This is a genomic window from Paenarthrobacter sp. MSM-2-10-13 (assembly GCF_011605365.1).
GTDB lineage: Bacteria > Actinomycetota > Actinomycetes > Actinomycetales > Micrococcaceae > Arthrobacter.
Map to the genome: position 1 here is coordinate 126,043 of NZ_JAAOXO010000008.1, position 17,189 is coordinate 143,231.

At 63.4% G+C, this 17,189-nt stretch carries 14 protein-coding genes; 8 read left to right on the forward strand and 6 right to left on the reverse strand.

The window, feature by feature from the left end:
* The first annotated feature begins 2 nt into the window (after nucleotides 1-2).
* The gene (locus HAV21_RS15645) at nucleotides 3-599 is read left to right on the forward strand and encodes a DUF1992 domain-containing protein (protein ID WP_142937970.1); all 597 of its coding nucleotides are present in this window, start codon (nucleotides 3-5) and stop codon (nucleotides 597-599) included.
* A gap of 70 nt (nucleotides 600-669) precedes the next feature.
* Here the strand turns inward: HAV21_RS15645 and HAV21_RS15650 are convergent, their stop codons facing one another.
* The gene (locus tag HAV21_RS15650) at nucleotides 670-1,995 is read right to left on the reverse strand and encodes an ammonium transporter (RefSeq protein WP_166842381.1); all 1,326 of its coding nucleotides are present in this window, start codon (nucleotides 1,993-1,995) and stop codon (nucleotides 670-672) included.
* A gap of 140 nt (nucleotides 1,996-2,135) precedes the next feature.
* The gene (locus HAV21_RS15655; RefSeq protein WP_166842382.1) at nucleotides 2,136-3,377 is read right to left on the reverse strand and encodes an MFS transporter; all 1,242 of its coding nucleotides are present in this window, start codon (nucleotides 3,375-3,377) and stop codon (nucleotides 2,136-2,138) included.
* A 151-nt stretch (nucleotides 3,378-3,528) separates the two neighbouring features.
* Here HAV21_RS15655 and HAV21_RS15660 point away from each other — a divergent pair, with 151 nt between their 5' ends.
* Complete coding sequence (locus HAV21_RS15660) at nucleotides 3,529-4,260, forward strand: glutamine amidotransferase (protein ID WP_166842383.1); 732 nt, start codon at nucleotides 3,529-3,531, stop codon at nucleotides 4,258-4,260.
* A 139-nt stretch (nucleotides 4,261-4,399) separates the two neighbouring features.
* Here HAV21_RS15660 and HAV21_RS15665 read toward each other — a convergent pair whose 3' ends face one another.
* From HAV21_RS15665 to HAV21_RS15680, 4 genes are all read right to left on the reverse strand, one after another.
* Nucleotides 4,400-6,025: an FAD-dependent oxidoreductase gene (locus HAV21_RS15665; protein ID WP_166842384.1), complete on the reverse strand. Its 1,626-nt coding sequence runs from the start codon at nucleotides 6,023-6,025 to the stop codon at nucleotides 4,400-4,402.
* Nucleotides 6,022-7,083, reverse strand: coding sequence for an alcohol dehydrogenase catalytic domain-containing protein (locus HAV21_RS15670; RefSeq protein ID WP_166842385.1), 1,062 nt, complete (start codon nucleotides 7,081-7,083; stop codon nucleotides 6,022-6,024). The genes HAV21_RS15665 and HAV21_RS15670 overlap by 4 nt, the downstream gene beginning before the upstream one ends.
* 9 nt (nucleotides 7,084-7,092) lie before the next feature.
* The gene (locus HAV21_RS15675; RefSeq protein ID WP_166842386.1) at nucleotides 7,093-7,410 is read right to left on the reverse strand and encodes a YciI family protein; all 318 of its coding nucleotides are present in this window, start codon (nucleotides 7,408-7,410) and stop codon (nucleotides 7,093-7,095) included.
* A gap of 112 nt (nucleotides 7,411-7,522) precedes the next feature.
* Nucleotides 7,523-8,419: a LysR family transcriptional regulator gene (locus HAV21_RS15680; RefSeq protein ID WP_166842387.1), complete on the reverse strand. Its 897-nt coding sequence runs from the start codon at nucleotides 8,417-8,419 to the stop codon at nucleotides 7,523-7,525.
* A gap of 101 nt (nucleotides 8,420-8,520) precedes the next feature.
* Here HAV21_RS15680 and HAV21_RS15685 point away from each other — a divergent pair, with 101 nt between their 5' ends.
* The 6 genes from HAV21_RS15685 to HAV21_RS15710 all read left to right on the forward strand — a co-directional run bounded on the left by HAV21_RS15685 (nucleotide 8,521) and on the right by HAV21_RS15710 (nucleotide 17,095).
* The gene (locus HAV21_RS15685) at nucleotides 8,521-9,321 is read left to right on the forward strand and encodes an IclR family transcriptional regulator (RefSeq protein WP_166842388.1); all 801 of its coding nucleotides are present in this window, start codon (nucleotides 8,521-8,523) and stop codon (nucleotides 9,319-9,321) included.
* Nucleotides 9,322-9,561: 240 nt separating this feature from the next.
* Nucleotides 9,562-10,923 (forward strand): MFS transporter, encoded by a 1,362-nt coding sequence (locus tag HAV21_RS15690; RefSeq protein WP_166842389.1) that lies wholly within the window; start codon nucleotides 9,562-9,564, stop codon nucleotides 10,921-10,923.
* A gap of 133 nt (nucleotides 10,924-11,056) precedes the next feature.
* Nucleotides 11,057-12,196, forward strand: a complete 1,140-nt coding sequence (locus HAV21_RS15695) for a Gfo/Idh/MocA family oxidoreductase (RefSeq protein ID WP_166842390.1) — start codon at nucleotides 11,057-11,059, stop codon at nucleotides 12,194-12,196.
* 2 nt (nucleotides 12,197-12,198) lie between these two features.
* Nucleotides 12,199-14,451, forward strand: coding sequence for an FAD-dependent oxidoreductase (locus HAV21_RS15700; RefSeq protein ID WP_166842391.1), 2,253 nt, complete (start codon nucleotides 12,199-12,201; stop codon nucleotides 14,449-14,451).
* Nucleotides 14,448-15,338, forward strand: a complete 891-nt coding sequence (locus HAV21_RS15705; protein WP_166842392.1) for a sugar phosphate isomerase/epimerase — start codon at nucleotides 14,448-14,450, stop codon at nucleotides 15,336-15,338. Before HAV21_RS15700 ends, HAV21_RS15705 begins: the two co-directional genes overlap by 4 nt.
* A complete protein-coding gene (locus tag HAV21_RS15710) occupies nucleotides 15,335-17,095 on the forward strand; it encodes an FAD-dependent oxidoreductase (protein WP_166842393.1) in 1,761 nt (586 codons plus the stop codon). Before HAV21_RS15705 ends, HAV21_RS15710 begins: the two co-directional genes overlap by 4 nt.
* Nucleotides 17,096-17,189: the final 94 nt, after the last annotated feature.

Below are 17,189 nucleotides of genomic sequence, written 5' to 3' on the forward strand. Positions count from 1 at the left end.
ACGTGAATGCCGAGAACAACGCCTTCAGACGGAAGCTCGAGCGGGGCGCGGAACTGCGGGCAGTACGGTCTTGGGGCGGGAATGCCGAAGAAGACGCAGAGCTTGAGGCCGCGGATGCCGAAGAACGCGAGAAACGCCGCAAGGTGGATGACGCTGCACGGGTTGAATACCTCATCCGCGATGCCATGAACCAGGGCAAGTTCGACAACCTGAAGTACGCCGGCAAACCAATCCCCGGTTTGGGGGAGCACTACGACCCCGACTGGTGGGTCAAGGGGCTCATCCAGCGTGAACGGCTCAGCGGCATCGGGCCGCCCGCCATCTTACTGCGGATTGAGGACTCGGAACTCGACGCCAAGGTGGACCTGCAATACACCGAGAAACAAGTCCGGGATCTGCTGGAGGACTTCAACAAACGCGTGGTGGAGGCGCGGCGGCAATTACAAGGCGGCCCGCCAGTGATCACTAAGCTCCGCGACGTGGAGGCTGAAATTGTAAGGTGGCGGGAGCGCAGGGCCGCAGCAGCCCCACCCGAGCCGGAGCCTGACCCGCCCGGCAAACGAACGTGGTGGCAGCGACTCTGGAACGGCCCCGGGTGAGGGGCACACAACGGCAGCCGACGGCGAAACCTAAGTTCCGCCGTCGGCTGCTGTTCTGTGTGAGAGGACTTTAGGCGAAGCTGTCTTCCTTGGCCTCCGGGGCAGCTGGAGCCGGTTTCCGGGCGATCAGGGCTGAGAGGTGAGCTTGCTGCTGGCGGAAGTGGCCGTGGGCGGTGAGGCCAAACTCGTACGCGGACTCTGCGTGCTGGGTGAGGTCCACGCCGGTGACTTCGTGCTCCAGGGGAACCCGGAATCCGATGGTCTTGTGGATGATCCGGCCGATCACCAGTGTGCCCAAACCGGACAGGACGATGGTGATCAGTACGGCAACTGTTTGGGCAATCAGCTGCTGCGGGCCGCCGCCGTAGAAGAGGCCGCCGGCCGTGCCCTCGGTGGGGAACGCGATGAAGCCCAGGGAGAGCGTGCCGATGACGCCCGCACCGAAGTGCACGCCCACCACGTCCAGGGAGTCGTCGAACCCGAACTTGTACTTCAGGTCCACGAACACGGCGCAGGCGGCGCCGGCAACCAGGCCAAGTCCCAGTGCGGCAAGCGGACTGATGTTGGCGCAGGAAGGCGTGATGGCCACCAGGCCGGCCACGACCCCGGACGCCGCACCCAGCGATGTCGGGTGACCGTGACGGACTTTTTCTACAATGAGCCAGCTGAGCATTGCTGCTGCCGGTGTGACCAGGGTGTTGATCCAGATGAGGCCGGCTTGCTCGGCGGTGGTTGCTGCGCCGCCGTTGAATCCGAACCAGCCGAACCAGAGAATGGCCGCGCCGATCATGATGAACGGCACGTTGTGCGGGCGGTGGTTGGGGTCTTTGGCGAATCCGTGACGCTTTCCCACGATCAATGCGAGGACGAAAGCGGCGGTTCCGGAGCTGACCTCAACCACTGCGCCACCGGCGAAGTCGATGACCTGGCCGAAGATTTGCGTCACGGCACCACCGGCGCTCATGAGGCCCCCGCCCCAGATCATGTAGGCCAGCGGGCAGTAGACCACGGTGATCCAGATCGGTACGAACACTGCCCAGGCGCCAAACTTGGCACGGTCGGCAATTGCTCCGCTGATCAGGGCCACGGTGATGATGGCGAAGGTGGCTGCAAAGCCGGCCTTGATGAGGTCAGGCGACCCGATCAGGTCCTGCAAGCCGAAGTGCGCGAAAGGGTTGCCGAACAGGCCGAGGAAGCCGTCGCCCGTGGTCATGGAGTAGCCCCACAGGACCCACACCACGCCAACAATTCCCGCCGAGATGAAGCTCATCATGATCATGTTGAGCGCTGCCTTGGCACGGGTCATGCCGCCGTAGAACAGGCCGAGGCCGGGCGTCATGAACAGCACCATTGCCGCCGACAACATCATCCAGACGTGTTGCGCAGAGATCTCCACCTGCGTTCCCTTCTCGTTGAGTCCAACCCCCCGATCAATATTCGGTGAGCTATGTTTCCGACTCAGAAGAGCTAAGTTGCAGCTAAGTTACAGAAATCCCGCGTTCGTGAAGATCACGTCACTGCCATGTTTCAGGAATGTTAACGGCGCTTCTCGCGTGGCCCGGAGGGGTAGCCTCCGCGACGGCTGGCGATGATGATCACCAAGGCGATAGCCGTGGGCAGGGCCGCGGCCAGAGGCACCAACTGTGCCCCCACCGAGGTGAGGGCGAAGGCGCCGTAGACAGCCCCAACGGCGATACCCAGCTGAATGGTCACCACGGTGAGGCCGTTGGCAGCATCCTTGTGCTCACCACCGGCACGGAGAATCGCGGCCTGATTATAGATACCCACGGCGCCGAAAGCGATGCCCCAGAGCGTCATCAACCCGAACGCGCCCACCCAGGTGCCGCCCAGCGCGGGAAGCAGGGCGAACGCCAGCGTCAAGAGTACGACGGCGGCAATCACCGAGGTGCGCGGGCGGGAGTCAGCGGTCATGCCGGCAATCCAGATGCCCACCAAGCTGGCAATTCCCACCACGGACAGCGAGATGCTGGTGGCGGACTCCGGCAGTCCTGATGCGAGGAGGAAGGGCGCAACGTAGGTGAACAGCGTGAAATGGGCCAGCAACAAGAGTGGCCATGCGATGGCGATTGCGACCACGCCGGGCAGCTTCATGGCCGCCCGGAGGGAAGGGGTTTTCTGGCTGGCTTGGTCGTGGGCGCCGGGGAGGAGCCAGAAAGCCAATACGGCCAGCAGGACGCCCACCCCGGCCAACACCAGGAACGAGGCACGCCACGTCATAAGTGAACCCATGAGCGTTCCGATGGGAGCACCCACGGCCAGCGCGATGCTGTTGCCGCTGAACACCACAGCCATGGCCTTGCCTACTGAATGGGCGGGAACGATGCGGGCCACATACGGGGCCATGCTGGACCACAACATGCCATGCGCGATGCCGCCAAGGAGCCGCGCCCCGATTGCCCAACCCAGTGTCGGGCTCAAGGCCAGGAGAACGTTACTGAGGGCAAACGCCAGCACGGTGGCGATCAGCAGCGTCTTGCGGGGGACCCGTCCAGCGAGGAACCGGGAAAGCGGCAGGGCAGTGAAAACGATAATCGCAGCGTAGACAGCAGTCAGGGAACCCACGGCCGATTCGTCCACGCCCAGATCACGGCTGATTTGGGGGAGCAGGCCGGAGGGCAGGAGCTCGGTGGTCACGGCGGTGAAACCTGCAGCCGCCAAGACCAACAGCCCGCCCCACGGGATCTTCTTCGGTTGCTGCGTTGCAGCACGTGACGCCTCGGCAGATGGCGTTCCGACAACCGTGGGGTCCTGCTTCAAAAGGTGGCTCCTCTGGGATGAGTCATGAGTTATGTCATGGGGTTCCTACAACGTTATGCAGCCACGGCGATGCGAGGGAGTCTCTGTCAGAAACCCCCTCCGGTTAGCAACACACTTTGTCCGTCAGTCATTCCTCGCGCAGACTGGGCCTGTGAAGCCCTTTCTCTTGCTGGCCACCCGAGCCGAAGACGCCGCAGCCGATGACGAGTACCAGGCCTACCTCCGGTACTGCGGTCTGGAACCGGAGGAATTGGTCCGGATTCGGCTGGAATCAGGGCCTTTGCCGGCTCTTGAACTGTCCGACTATTCCGGCGTGATCGTGGGCGGCAGCCCTTACACCTCCAGCGATCCTGTGGAGGAGAAGAGTGCAGCCCAGATCCGGGTTGAGGCGGAACTTTCATCCTTGCTGGATCGGATCGTGGCCGAGGACTTCCCGTTCCTGGGCGCCTGCTACGGCGTCGGTACACTTGGCGTGCATCAGGGCGCTGTCATTGATCGTCGGTTTGGTGAGCTCGTGGGGGCGACTCAGATCACGCTCAGTGCAGAGGGCAAAGGAGACCCGCTTCTGCGCGGAGTCCCGCAGTCGTTCGAAGCCTTCGTAGGACATAAGGAGGCGTGCAGCGAACTTCCCGAACATGCAGTGTTGTTGGCCAGTTCGGCGGCCTGCCCGGTGCACATGTTCCGGATCAAGAACAACCTTTACGCCACGCAGTTCCACCCCGAACTCGACGCCGACGGGCTGATCACGCGCATCGACATCTACAAGAACGCTGGCTACTTCCCGCCTCACACGGCCGACGAGCTCATCCAGTCGGCGCGCCAATCATCCGTGACGGAGCCGATGCGGGTGCTCAGGAACTTCGCGGAGCGCTACGCCCGCTAGCCCGTGCGTTGTGGGGCCTGCTTTGCGCCCCTTGCGCACGAAATTGGCGCAGAGCGGGCCTCGCAACGCCCAACGCTCGACGGCGGTAGTCGCCGTCGAGCGTTCGTCCCCCAAAACGTTGTTGTCCCCTAAGGTGCGGCTACGTGAGCCGGGCAGCCAGGTCCTCTCCAACAGCGAAGGCACGCGTGATCGCCGAGCCCAGTGTGGCGCCCCCGCCGGGGTAATTGTTTCGGAACACACCGGCTGATACGTTGCCTGCCGCGTAGAGCCCCGGAATGGGCGATTGCCGATGGTCAAGCACCCTCCCGTTGGCGTCCGTGGCAAGCCCGCCGGAAGTGCCCAGTACCCCGGCGTGGATAGGAACGGCGTAGAACGGTGCCGCAAGTAGAGGCGCAAGGCAGGGGTTGGGAGTGTTGCCGGCGTCGCCCAGGAAACGGTCCTGTGGGGTGGCGCCGCGTCCGAACTCCGTGTCCACGCCCAAGGCAGCGTCTGCATTGAACCGGGCAACCGTTGCGTCCAGCCCGGCCGGGTTGATGCCCAGATCCAGTGCCAACAACTCAAGGCTCGGTGCGGACACCATCCACTCGGCTGCCAAACCCGGAGTGGAACCCGCCACGGGGTACTTGGCTAAGTAGGTGGAGTCGAACACCAGCCATGCGGGGTTGTTCTGTTGCCTGCCCGTATGCGGGTTGATGGACGCGAAAACCCGGCTGGCATCGTGATAGTTGAGGGCTTCGTTAACGAAACGCTTGCCGTCGCTGTTCACGGTGATGGACCCCGGGAGTGTCATCTCGACGTTCCCCATTCGGCCGGAACGCTGCCCAGCGTACTGATGCGCCGCCGTCGATATGACAGGAACGCCCCACACAGCGGACATGTCCTCCACAGCCGCTCCGGCTTTAAGTCCCAGTTCCAACCCGTCGCCCTCGTTGGACGGTGCGCTGATGGGCGTCATCGGATACGGCAGGAAGGCGCTGCGGAGCCGCGGGTTCCATTCGAACCCTCCGGAGGCGAGTACGACGGCGGTCGCGGCCACATGCGCTCCGGCGCCGCCGCCGAGACGCACGTTCCATCCGGTGCCGGACGGCGACAAGTCCTCCACAGGACTGGAGGCAACGATGTGAACACCACGATCCAAAGCGCTCGCCACAAGGCTGCCCACCAGTGCACCGCCCATGGTCCGGATCCCTGAGGAGGCCCGGCGCGACAGGAGCGCCGGATCGGCCGCACGGCCATTGAGTTCATCGCGCTCGGTCATAGTGAGCAGCGGGAAATAGGAGGACGGCCGGATCAGTTCCGAAAGGCCTGGATAATCCTGGGGATCGAACGCGTTGTTATCCAGGCCCCGGCCCCCATCTGCGGATCCCTTCCACTCCATGTGGTAATCCGGACGGGCGATCGGAACCATGGAAACCTTCGTGTTCCGGTTGAGGAATTCCACGGCCCGCGGCGCAGTGGACACGTACCATTCGATCTCCTCGGCCGTCATCACGTGCCCGGCCGCCTCGGAAAGGTACGCGACGCCGTCGGCATGGCTGTCCTGGTATCCCGCAGCCTTGGCGAGATGGTTGTTGGGCGCCCACATCACGCCACCCCCAGCCGCCGTGGTGCCTCCCAGCAGGTCAGCCTTTTCCACAACCAGGACGCTGAGGCCGGCGTCGGCCGAGCGGACGGCAGCCACCAGCCCGGCGGCGCCACTGCCCATGATGACGACGTCGTAGCTTGCGTTGAGTTGCTCGGGTGCGGTGAGGATGGGGGTGCTCATGCGGTGGTTCCTGCTGGCATCTCGATAAGGATTTTGCCGATCTTTTCCGTGCGTCCCTGCATCAGGCGGTATGCCTGTTCCAAGTCCGCGAAGGCGAAGCGGTGGGTCATGAGGGCCCTGGCCTGCTTTGGGTGTCTGGCCAAGAGGGCCAGACCGTCAGGGATGAGGTTGAGACTCATGCGGCTTCCCATGATGTCCAGTTCCTTATAAGGGATGTCCTTCATGGACACGTTGGCCTGTCTGGGCGAAATGCCTACTTGGACGATTCTCCCGGCACTGGCCACAAGCCTGATGGCGTTCTCCAAAGACGAAGGGACGCCTGTGGCCTCGATGACCAATTGAGGTCCGTAGCCATCGGTGAGTGCATCCAACCGAGGTCCCTGATGTGCGTCCGGGAAATCGCTCCCCGGGGACACCAACAAAGTGTCCGTGGCGCCGAACTCCATGGCAAGGTCCAAACGGTGCTGCTCGGTATCGGCGCAGACCACGGTGACTCCCAGCTCTGTCAGATACAGGGTGGCCAACAAGCCGATGGGACCGCTGCCCAGCACCAGCGCGGTTTCCCCGGCCTCAGGCCGGCCCCGGTTGACTGCCTGCATGGCGATGGATGCTGGTTCTCCCATGGCAGCGATATCCAACGGGAGCTCGTCCGGGACCGGGCAGAGCTTGTCCAGTGGGACGCTGATCAGTTCAGTGAGCGCTCCGTCCGAGTAGCATCCCAGGCAGCCCACGTTTTGGCAGACGTTGTAGCGGCCCGTCCGGCATGGGCGGCACTTGCCGCAGTAGATGATGGGGTTGACGGCCACGCGATCGCCGATGCTGATGGCAGCGTCGTCGTTTGAGACCTCGCCGGGCGTCAGGGCCTCCACGATCCCGGAGAATTCGTGACCTTGGATGAGCGGCAAGTCTGTGGGGTAGTCGTCTTCCCAGATGTGGAGGTCGGTGCCGCAGAGGGTGACGTTGTGGACTCGGACCAGGGCGTGGCCTGGTTGAAGGGTGGGCTTTGGGGAGTCCCGGAATTCAATGGTTTCTTGGGAGACGGTGACAGCGGAGAGCATTCCCGGACCTCAGTTCTGAACGGCCGGCGCTGCGGAAACATCGGTGTCAGCGCCAAAGAAGATGTTCCACTGGCGCACGGTGCGTTCCTGGATGAGTCCGGCCTGCTGGAAGGGATCCTGGTCCATGAGGGCTTCGACGTCGGCCTTGGAATCGCCGGAAATGATCAGCAATGCGCCGGGAGTTTCCTCGGGACCGAAGGGTCCGCTCTTCAGGAGGCGACCGCCGTCGAACTGGGCTTTGAGGAACTCGACATGAGACGGACGGATCGTATCCCGGCTGGCGGATGTTGTGGGGGAGTAAGCGTAGGTAACGGCGAAAGTGGCCATGAGGGTGTCCTCTTCATTGAGTGAGTGGGGGCTTTCCTCAATGCTGGGCAAACTATTAGCTCTTGTCCAATACTTAATTGCTCTCTCACTATGTGCTAAAAACACATAGTGATCAGGGTGCCGGTGTGGGGAGCACTTCTTCGGCCAACCGCAGGGCTGCACGGATGGCTGGCGACGTTGCTGCCGGGTTCCACGCGAGACCTGAAAACAGCAGGACATCCTCCCCTGCCAAGGAGAGGAACACGGTGCCCGCCGGCATGATTCTTTGGATGGATTCGGGCATCAGGCTGATTCCCACGCCGCCTGCTACCAAGGAAAGGGCTGTGTACGGATCGGCCACTTCCTGGCTGATACGGGGCCGGAATCCAGCAGCGGCGCAGGCTGCGAAAGTGACGTCCCGGAGTGTGGACCCTTGAGCGGCAGGCATGGTGATGAACGGGTCGCTTGCGAGTTCGGCCATCTCCACCGAGGTCTGCCCGGCCAACGGATGGTCCGCGGGAACTGTGACCCCCAGACGCTCCGTGGCAATCCGGCGGGTGGCTAACGACGGCGAGTCGATGGGGAGGCCGATGAAGGCCAGATCCAACACGTTGTTGCCCAACTGATGGAGTGCTTCCTGGGTGAGCAGCCCGCCATGCAGTGTCACCTCCAGTTGCGGGTAATGCTGGCGAAGAGCGCGCGCCAGAGGGGGAAGCGTGGTGTGGTTCAACGCCCCGGAAAAGCCAATGGCAAGCTTGCCGTAAACGGTCCCGGTTCCGGCGTTCACTGCCCGGCGGGCCAAGTCCACTTCGTCGAGGATTTTCCGGGCGTGCGGCAGTAGTGAATGCCCCGCTGCCGTTAGCGTGACAGACCTGGTGTTGCGTTCGAACAGCGCTGACCCCAAGTCCTTTTCGAGCTTTTTGATGGTTTGGCTCAGTGGTGACTGCGCCATCCGGAGCCGCTCCGCCGCGCGGCCGAAGTGAAGTTCTTCGGCCACCGCCAGGAAGGCCTCAATTTGCCGCAGTTCCACGTTGCCTCCCACATTTTCAAGGTCAAGTGCAAGGCTATATTGGGTTCACGTCCGGGATGGCCGGGGTGGCCGGGATTGCCGGGAAGCTATCGGGAGGCATCATGGCTAACTCAGCGTCGGGGGAGTCCGTCATTGAGCGCGTCGTCAAGATCATGGATGCGTTCTCCAAAGGCCAGCCGTGGCTTCCCTTGAAAGAATTGGTCCGGATTACCGGGATGTCCAGCAGTACCGTGCATCGGCTTGCCATGGACTTGGCGTCCAGTGGACTCCTGGAACGTAATGCTTCAGGGGAGTTCGGCGTGGGCATGAAGATGTGGGAGCTGGCCTCCCGCAGCAACCCCTTGGAGGAGTTCCGCCGTCGAGGTTTGCCGTTTTTGGAAGGCGTTCATGCGGCCGTCCGGGAGCATGTGTCGTTGTCCATACCTGACGTCGAGAACAACAGCGTGCTGTATCTGGAGCGTCTGGACCGGCATGGAACGGTCATGAACCTGGCCGAGGTGGCTGGCCGGCTGGACATCCACACCACCTCCTCCGGGATGGCCATGATGGCGCACATGCCGGGCTGGGTGCAGGACCGATTCCTGGCCGGGGCGTTGGAGAAGACCACTCCGGCTACGGAAACAGATCCCGCAAGGGTCAGGGCCAACCTCGCGCTGATCCGGGAGCGCGGCTACGCCCGGTTGGTCGGCGTCCTTGTGGAAGAGAACACCGCCTACTCCGTTCCCGTATTCGGCCAGGGCCATGCGGTCATAGGTGCGATTTCCGTCGTCGTGCCCTCCGTTGACGAGGACGCCGGGCTGATTCTTCCGGTGCTGGTGGCCGCTGGCCGTGGCCTGTCACGGACCATGGGTGCTGAGCGTCGGCCCTACGGATCCCGCCCCTGGTTGTCTGCCACTGACTAAGCCAGGCACGCCTGTCCCGTTCAACGGGAAGTTTCCCCTCGGCCTGTGACCTGGGTCCTACAGTCGATCCCAGAGGAACTATCGCCAGTGACCTGGACCACACATCCTGAATTCGTTATCAACGGCCACAGGATGGACTGCCCAACAAATCGGCAGCCGGCGATTCGTGACTCATCTAATTCTTTGCCGGGCAAGGCACCATGGCGGTGCCACTTCCCGCGCACTCAATGAGGAGACAGTATGGGAAACGTGCAGCAGCACTCGCCCTCGGACGTCAACCCGGCAGCGCCGGTTGAGCACGTCAAAATGCCCAAGAAGGCGGCCCTTGCCTCCTTCCTGGGATCCACTTTGGAGTACTACGACTTCTTCATCTACGGCACCGCCGCCGCCCTGATCTTCCCCAAGATCTTCTTCCCGGGTGGCGACCCCGTAGTGGCACTCCTTGGAGCGATGGCTACGTTCGGCGTCGGGTATCTGGCCAGGCCGCTGGGTGGCTTGGTGATGAGCCACTACGGCGACAAGATCGGCCGCAAACAAGCGCTGATGATCACGCTGGTGATCATGGGCGTGGCCTCCATTGGCATAGGATTCCTGCCCACGTACGGGCAGATCGGGTACTGGGCAACGGCGCTGTTGCTGGTAGGCCGTTTGGCCCAAGGATTCTCCGCCGGCGCCGAAGCCGCAGGTGCGTCAACACTCACCATGGAGCACTCACCGGAAGGCCGCCGCGCGTTCTTCACCAGCTTTGTGATGACCGGATACGCCTCGGGAATGGTGCTGTCCACCGTCGTCTTCATTCCGCTGGCCGCACTGCCTGAGGATCAGCTCCTCAGCTGGGGTTGGCGTGTGCCGTTCTGGCTTTCGGTAGTGGTTCTCGCTGTGGCTTACTGGATCCGGACCCGCCTGGATGAGCCGCCTGTGTTCGAAGAGATCGTGGAGCACAACAAACCCAAGGCGATCCCCGCCGTCGCGGTTTTCAAAACGCAGTGGCGCGACGTCCTGCGCGTCGGTGTGGTGATGCTGTTCTCCGTTATGCAGACCACCTTCACCGTGTACGCCCTGGCCTACGCCACCGGACCGGCCGTGGGCATCGACCGCACCCTCATGCTTACCGTGAACGCCGTAACCATCGGTCTCTCCATGGTGACCATTCCCATCTCCGCCATGATCTCGGACCGCATTGGCCGCAAGAAGGTTCTGTTGGTGGGAGCCCTCGGCTGCGCTCTGACCACCATTGGCTACTTCTGGGCCATCAGCGGGCAGAACATCCCCCTGATCTTCCTGTTCGGCTTCCTGAACATGACCGTCTTCTACTCCTGCTGGAACGGTGTGTGGACGGTCTTCTTCCCGGAGATGTTCCCGGCAGCAGTCCGATACTCGGGCATGGCGATCGGAAGCCAGATCGGCCTCATCCTCGCCGGGTTCGCACCCGCAATCGCAACGCTCCTTGCGCAACCCGGTCCCAACGGTTGGTGGCCGGTAGCCGGCTTCACCATCCTTTGCCTGGCAGCCTCGGCCATCGCCATCATGACGGCCCGCGAGACTTACAACGTCCCGCTCGAGGACCTCGGCAAGCCGCGTAGCGCGCAGGTCAACAGATAGAGCACGACGCCGGGCGGCGGCACCCAGCCGCCCGGCACCCGTTCGCCTCCGGGCAACCCGCCGCGCCCCTGACTCCGGCGCTCGCCACATCAGCACAAACCCCTACGACTCATGCCCTGAAAGTTGGATACCCATGACTTCGTCAGCCACCGCACCCCGTACCTTCCGCGTTGGAATCGCGGGTTGCGGCGCCATTTCCCGAAACCACCTGGAAGCGTTCCGTGCCCTGGACAACGTGGAGATCGTGGGCGTCTGCGATGTGGATGCGGACCGGGCAAAGGCCACAGCGGAAGCGTGGGACATACCGAACGCTGTAGCAAGTGTGGAGGAACTCCTCACCCTGGGACTGGACGTCGTCTCCGTTTGCACACCCCACCCCACCCACGAGGAAGTGGTGCTCCAAGCTGCGGCGGCCGGGGTGAACGTCCTTTGCGAGAAGCCCATCGCCACCAGGCTGGAGTCTGCTGAGCGCATGGTGGAGGCCTGCGAGAACGCCGGGGTCCAACTAGGGGTTTTGTTCCAGCGCCGCTTCTGGCCGGCCTCTCAGAAGATCCGCGCCGCGATCGACGACGGCACGTTGGGCAAGGCAATCCTGGCCCAGTGTTCGGTCATGCTGCACCGTGCCCCGGACTACTACAACCGCGACGCGTGGCGCGGCACGTGGGAGAGCGACGGCGGTGGAGTCCTCATGTCACAGGCGGTCCACCAGATCGACCTCCTCCAGTGGTATCTGGGAGACGTGGCCGAGGTTTACGGCAAGGTCAACACCTACCGTCACGCCGACTATATAGAGGTAGAGGATTCCGCAACGGCGGTAATCACTTTCACCTCCGGAGCCATGGCCACGCTGGAAGCCTCCACGGCAGTGTCTCCCAACCTCGGAATCCAGCTCCGCATCACCGGCGAAACAGGGGCTTCGGCTTCCCTCACCGAGTTTCCGGAAGGCAGCGACGGCCGGCTGGACCTGTGGGCGGTAGGCGAGCAAATCGTCGTCGAGCCTGTCCACCCGGAAGGCGTGGAGCCGAACGTCGATCTGTCCGTCATCAACGGCCAGCTGATCCCGTTCCACAAACTGCAGGTCCAGGACTTTGTCCAGGCACTGGAAAACGGGACGGAACCGGCAATTACCGGCAAAGACGCCCTGAAATCCTTGCGGATACTCCTCGCCGTTTACGAATCTTCACGCACCGGCCAACCCGTCCGCTTCGCACCAGCCCAGCCCTCCCACGCAGCCATTCCCGAGCTGCGCGGCCGCGAAAAGGTGGCTCGCTGACCATGCCTCCCACCACGCCCGCAGCGGGAATGCCCCTGACCCTGGGTCGCAACGGCCGCACCCCCAAGACCCTTCGCAACCGCCTGGCCTCCGCACCCATGGAACGCAACTATGGCACCACGGATGGCTTCATCACCGAGCAATACATCGACTACCTCGTGACCCGTGCCAAGGCCGGCCTCGGCATGGTCACCACGGAGGCCACCTACGTCCGCGCTGACGGTAAGGGCCGCACCCACCAACTCGGCCTGCACACCGATGACATGATCCCGGGGCTTCGCCGCCTCACCGACGCCCTGCACGCCGAAGGTGCGTTGGCCGCCGTCGAACTTAATCACGGTGGCCGTACCGCCCAAGCGGCAGTCTCGGGCTTCAAGAACCTCGCGCCGTCGCCGGTTCCCTGCCCGACGGCGGGTGGTGAGGTTCCGCGGGAGCTCACCGCCGCTGAGTGCTACGAACTCGTGGACGCTTACGCGGCTGCGGCCCGCCGCGCGGTGGCCGCCGGGTTCGACGTGATCAACCTGCACGGCGCCCACGGTTACCTGATCCACCAGTTCATGTCGCCCATTTCCAACCACCGCACGGACGAGTTCGCGGCGCCGGAGTTCTTCATGAACCTGGTCATCGACGCCGTGCGACAGGCCGTACCGGACACGATTGTGGGAATGCGTGTCTCGGTAGTGGAAGGTCCGGCAGACGGCATCAGCGCTGAGCAGCAAGTGGCCATCATCGCCAAAGCCCACCTGGAGAAACTCGACTTCCTGGATATTTCCGCTGGCAGCTACGACGCCGGCGAATGGATCGTCCAGTCAGGGGAGTGGAAGCCCGGGATCCTTGCCGACTACGCCAAGGCCTACCGTCAGTTCGGACTTCCACTGGGTATGGCCGGGCGACTCAACAGCCCGGAAATCATCGAGGAAGTCCTATCCCAGGGAACTTGCGACTTTGTGAGCCTAGCGCGCGCCATCCATGCCGATCCTGCCTTCGTGGGCGGGGTGCTGCGGGGCGAACGGTACCGGCCCTGCATCGCGTGCAATGTGTGCATAGATAACCTTGGCCTCGGTCAGGTCACCTGTACGGTCAATCCGGCAGTTGGCCGCTCACGTGTTCCCGTTCCCACGCCCGTTGTTCGCCCGGACTCCCGGGTGCTGGTGGTCGGGGCCGGGCCTGCGGGCCTCACCGCTGCCCGCGAACTCGCCGAAGCCGGTGCCAGCGTGACGTTGATGGACGACGGCGTGCGGCCGGGTGGGCGATTCGCGCTCGCTGAGCGGATGAAATCGACGCCGGATTTCCACCGCTTTGCAGATTGGTCCAGCGCGGAAAACGAGCGGCTGGGCGTTGAGGTTTGCCAGGGAGTCCACGTGGACACGTTCGACGTCGGCTCGCTGGCCCGCGACTTCGGCGCAGACGCAGTGGTGGTGGCCACGGGCGGGGTGCGCCCTGCTCCCGGGTTCATCGGCGGCGACTCGCCCCGTGTTTCTGACATCCGGGATTGGCTAGCCGCGCATCCTGAGGTCCTTGACGGCAGCGTGTCCAGGCCCTCAGGAAGCGGGTCCGGTCCCGTGGGGAGCTCGTCCGGGTTGTTGGTCAGTGCGGACGATTCTGTGGGCAGTGCGCCGGAAGCAGTGACAATTTGGGGTGCGGATTCTGTTGCCATGAGCGTGGCAGACACCCTTGCAGCACTTGGTATTGCCGTGCTGATCATTGGGCCGCAGGAAGCCCTGGCTCCTGAATCCGGCCGTCGAGCCAAGATCCTCGCAATACCCCGGCTTGAAGCCAATCCGAAGGTGCGGATCTTCCTGTCCAGCACTATCGAGGAGTTTGACGGTACTGGTGAGCCTGGCGTCAATAGGGTTCGGATCAGGCGCTCGGGTGTGGAGGACGAGTGGATTGATGCCCCGGGCGATCTTTTGGTTTCGCGTTCGGTGCTGCCGCTGGACGGGCCGCCCATGCTGGAGCAACCGCTGACATTGGAGCGACGGGAAGCCGAGCTCAGCTTTGCGGCTTCGCTCCCCATTGCCCTCGCCGGAACGGTCGTGGACAAGGCACCGGCCATTGTGTCCAACGCGGTCAAGAGCGGTTACGACGCAGCCCAGCGCATTGCCGCGGCACTGGCCACCCCCTCCGCCGACACCCCCTTCGCCGAGATCGCTGGAACAGTGCCGGATCGCCGGAGAGTTCCGGCGAATTCGCAGCATTCCAGCGACCTCGCCGACACCCAGCATGACTTCACCGTGAACGGAGCCCGAAAGTGACCACACCTACGCGTCGGCTGGGAATCGCCCAGCTCTCCCTGGTCGGAACCGCACCACCGGATTTGGTGAGCATCGCGGCACAGGCCGGCTTCGACTTCATCGGAGCACGCGTCCGGCCTGTCACCGCCACGGAGCGGCCATACGATCTCCAGCCCGGTTCCCACCTGCTCAAGGAGACGCTGCAACGGATGGCGGATACAGGGATCACGGTTGAGGATGTTGAGTTTCTCCTCTTGGACGGAACTGGCCTGCAGGGCGGGCAGGATCAACGCGAAGCCTGGCTGCGAATGATGGAGGCCGGCCAAGCCCTCGGGGCATCAACACTGACGGTGGCCTGCGCAGACCCGGACCTTGACCGTTTCGGTGACCACCTCGCGCAGATGACCCAGGACGGTAAGTCCTACGGAATCATGCCGACGCTGGAACCCATCGCCTACCAAACCGTTCGTTCCCTTCCCCAGGCAGTGAAGCTGTCCCGGCGGGCGGGCTGCAAGATTGTTGTTGACGCACTCCACGTCAACCGCTTCGGCGCAACTACGGCTGAGCTCGAAGCGGCCACGGATCTGGTTCCTTTGGTCCAACTCTGCGATGGTCCTGCTGCTGCGCCGGAAAACAGGGAAGCCCTGATTGTCGAGTCGCGCTCGGAGCGAGGCGTACCCGGCGACGGTGAATTCCACCTAGCGAGCATACTCGCGACCTTCGCCGCAGGAACCCCGGTCAGCATCGAAACGCCATCGGACAAAAGGGCGGCCGAGATGGGCGAACTGGCATGGGCCAAACATCTCAAAGCGGCGGCAGATTCCGTCCTCACCACCACAGCAGTCACCACCGCAGCAGTCAACAGCCCAGCACACAAAATCTCAGCACTTACCGGGAGCAACAAATGATGGACAGTACACCTAGCCCCGTGGACTGCGACGTCCTGGTTATCGGCTCAGGCGCCGGTGGCATGTCTGCAGCTGTCACAGCAGCCTTCCACGGAATGAAGGTGATTGTGGTGGAGAAGGCAGAGGTTTGCGGCGGTGCAACCTCCTGGTCCGGAGGTTGGGCTTGGGCACCGGGCAACCCATTGGCGAAGGCTGAAGGGGTCAATGAGGACAAGGAAACCTTCCGCACATACCTCCGGGAGGTTCTCGGGGACGACTACCAGGCTGACAGGGTGGATGCCTTCCTTGAAGCTGCCCCGCACATGGTGGGCTTCTTCCACAACAAGACGTCCCTGCAGTTCGTTCCCGGCAGCAAAATCAACGACATCTACGGTGACCTTCCAGGTGCAGGAACTGGCAATCGTTCGGTCGGTCCTAAGCCTCTGAACGCCCGCACCTTCAAGCCTGGACTGAGGGCGAAGATGCGTCATCAGCTCTACGAAACCTCGTTCCTAGGCATGGGAATCATGGCCGGTCCGGACCTTGGTAAGTTCCTGTCGGCATCCCGGGGCAACCCCAAGGGCCTGTTCCACGCAGGCTGGCGCTTCGGATTCCACCTCCTGGACCTGCTGACGCACCGGAGGAACATGCAACTGGTCAACGGCACAGCGTTGACCGGAAGGCTCATGAAATCCGCTGACGATCTCGGAGTGGACATCCGGGTCGCCACGCCGGCCACAGCGCTGCTCAGCGATGAAAACGGCAAGGTGACCGGCGCCGTCGTGCGTTCTACCGAAGGTGAGGTGCAGATCAACGCGAGACGCGGCGTCGTGCTGGCAACCGGCGGCTTCCCCAACGATGTGCAGCGGCGCAAGGAGCTGTTTCCGAAGACGCCCACGGGCCGGGAGCACTGGACGCTGTCCCCGGCGGAAACCACCGGTGATGGCATCAACCTGGCGCAGGCCGTGGGTGCACGCTTCACCACCGCAGTGCAGTCGCCGGCCGCTTGGTGCCCGGTGTCCTTGGTGCCGTACCGCAACGGCCGGACGGGCGTGTTCCCCCACATCATGGACCGTGCGAAGCCGGGCAGCATCGGCGTCCGCGCGGACGGGAAGCGGTTTGTGAACGAGGCCAATGGCTACTACGACTACGTCCAGGCCCTCCTCGCAGCGACTCCCGACGGTGAAACTGTGGAATCGTGGCAAATCGCGGACAGCCGATTTGTCCGCAGGTTCCCTCTGGGCATGGCCAAGCCGCTGCCCGTGCCGCTCTTCCCGTACCTGCGCTCCGGGTACCTCATCAAGGGGCGAACGCTGGAAGAACTTGCGACCAAATGCGGTATTGACCCCGCGGAGTTGCGCCGGACGGTGGCGCGCTTCAACGCGAATGCCCGTTCCGGCGTCGACCCGGACTTCGGACGCGGCGAATCCGCGTTCAACCGCTACGGCGGCGACGCCACGCACCGGCCGAATCCGTCATTGGGGCCTATCGAGAAGGGGCCGTTCTATGCGGTGCGGGTTGTGCCAGGGAGCTTCGGGACATTCGCGGGCGTGGAAACTGACGGCCGAGGGCGGGCGCTCAACAACCAAGGCCACCCCATAGATGGCCTCTACGTAGCCGGCAACGATCAAGCCAGTGTCATGGGCGGGCATTACCCCGCCGGCGGCATCAACCTGGGACCCGCACTGACCTTTGGCTACATCGCCGGACGGGACCTCGCCGGCGTCACTACATATGAGGACGACGGCACGCAGGCGGAGATGGAGCTCGCACTGTAGAAGTTCGTTGTGGGGCCTGCTCTGCAGGGTTTGGCCTTGGAATTGTGTGGAGAGCGGGCCTCGCAACGCGAGGCAAGGTGGGTGCAACGCGTGG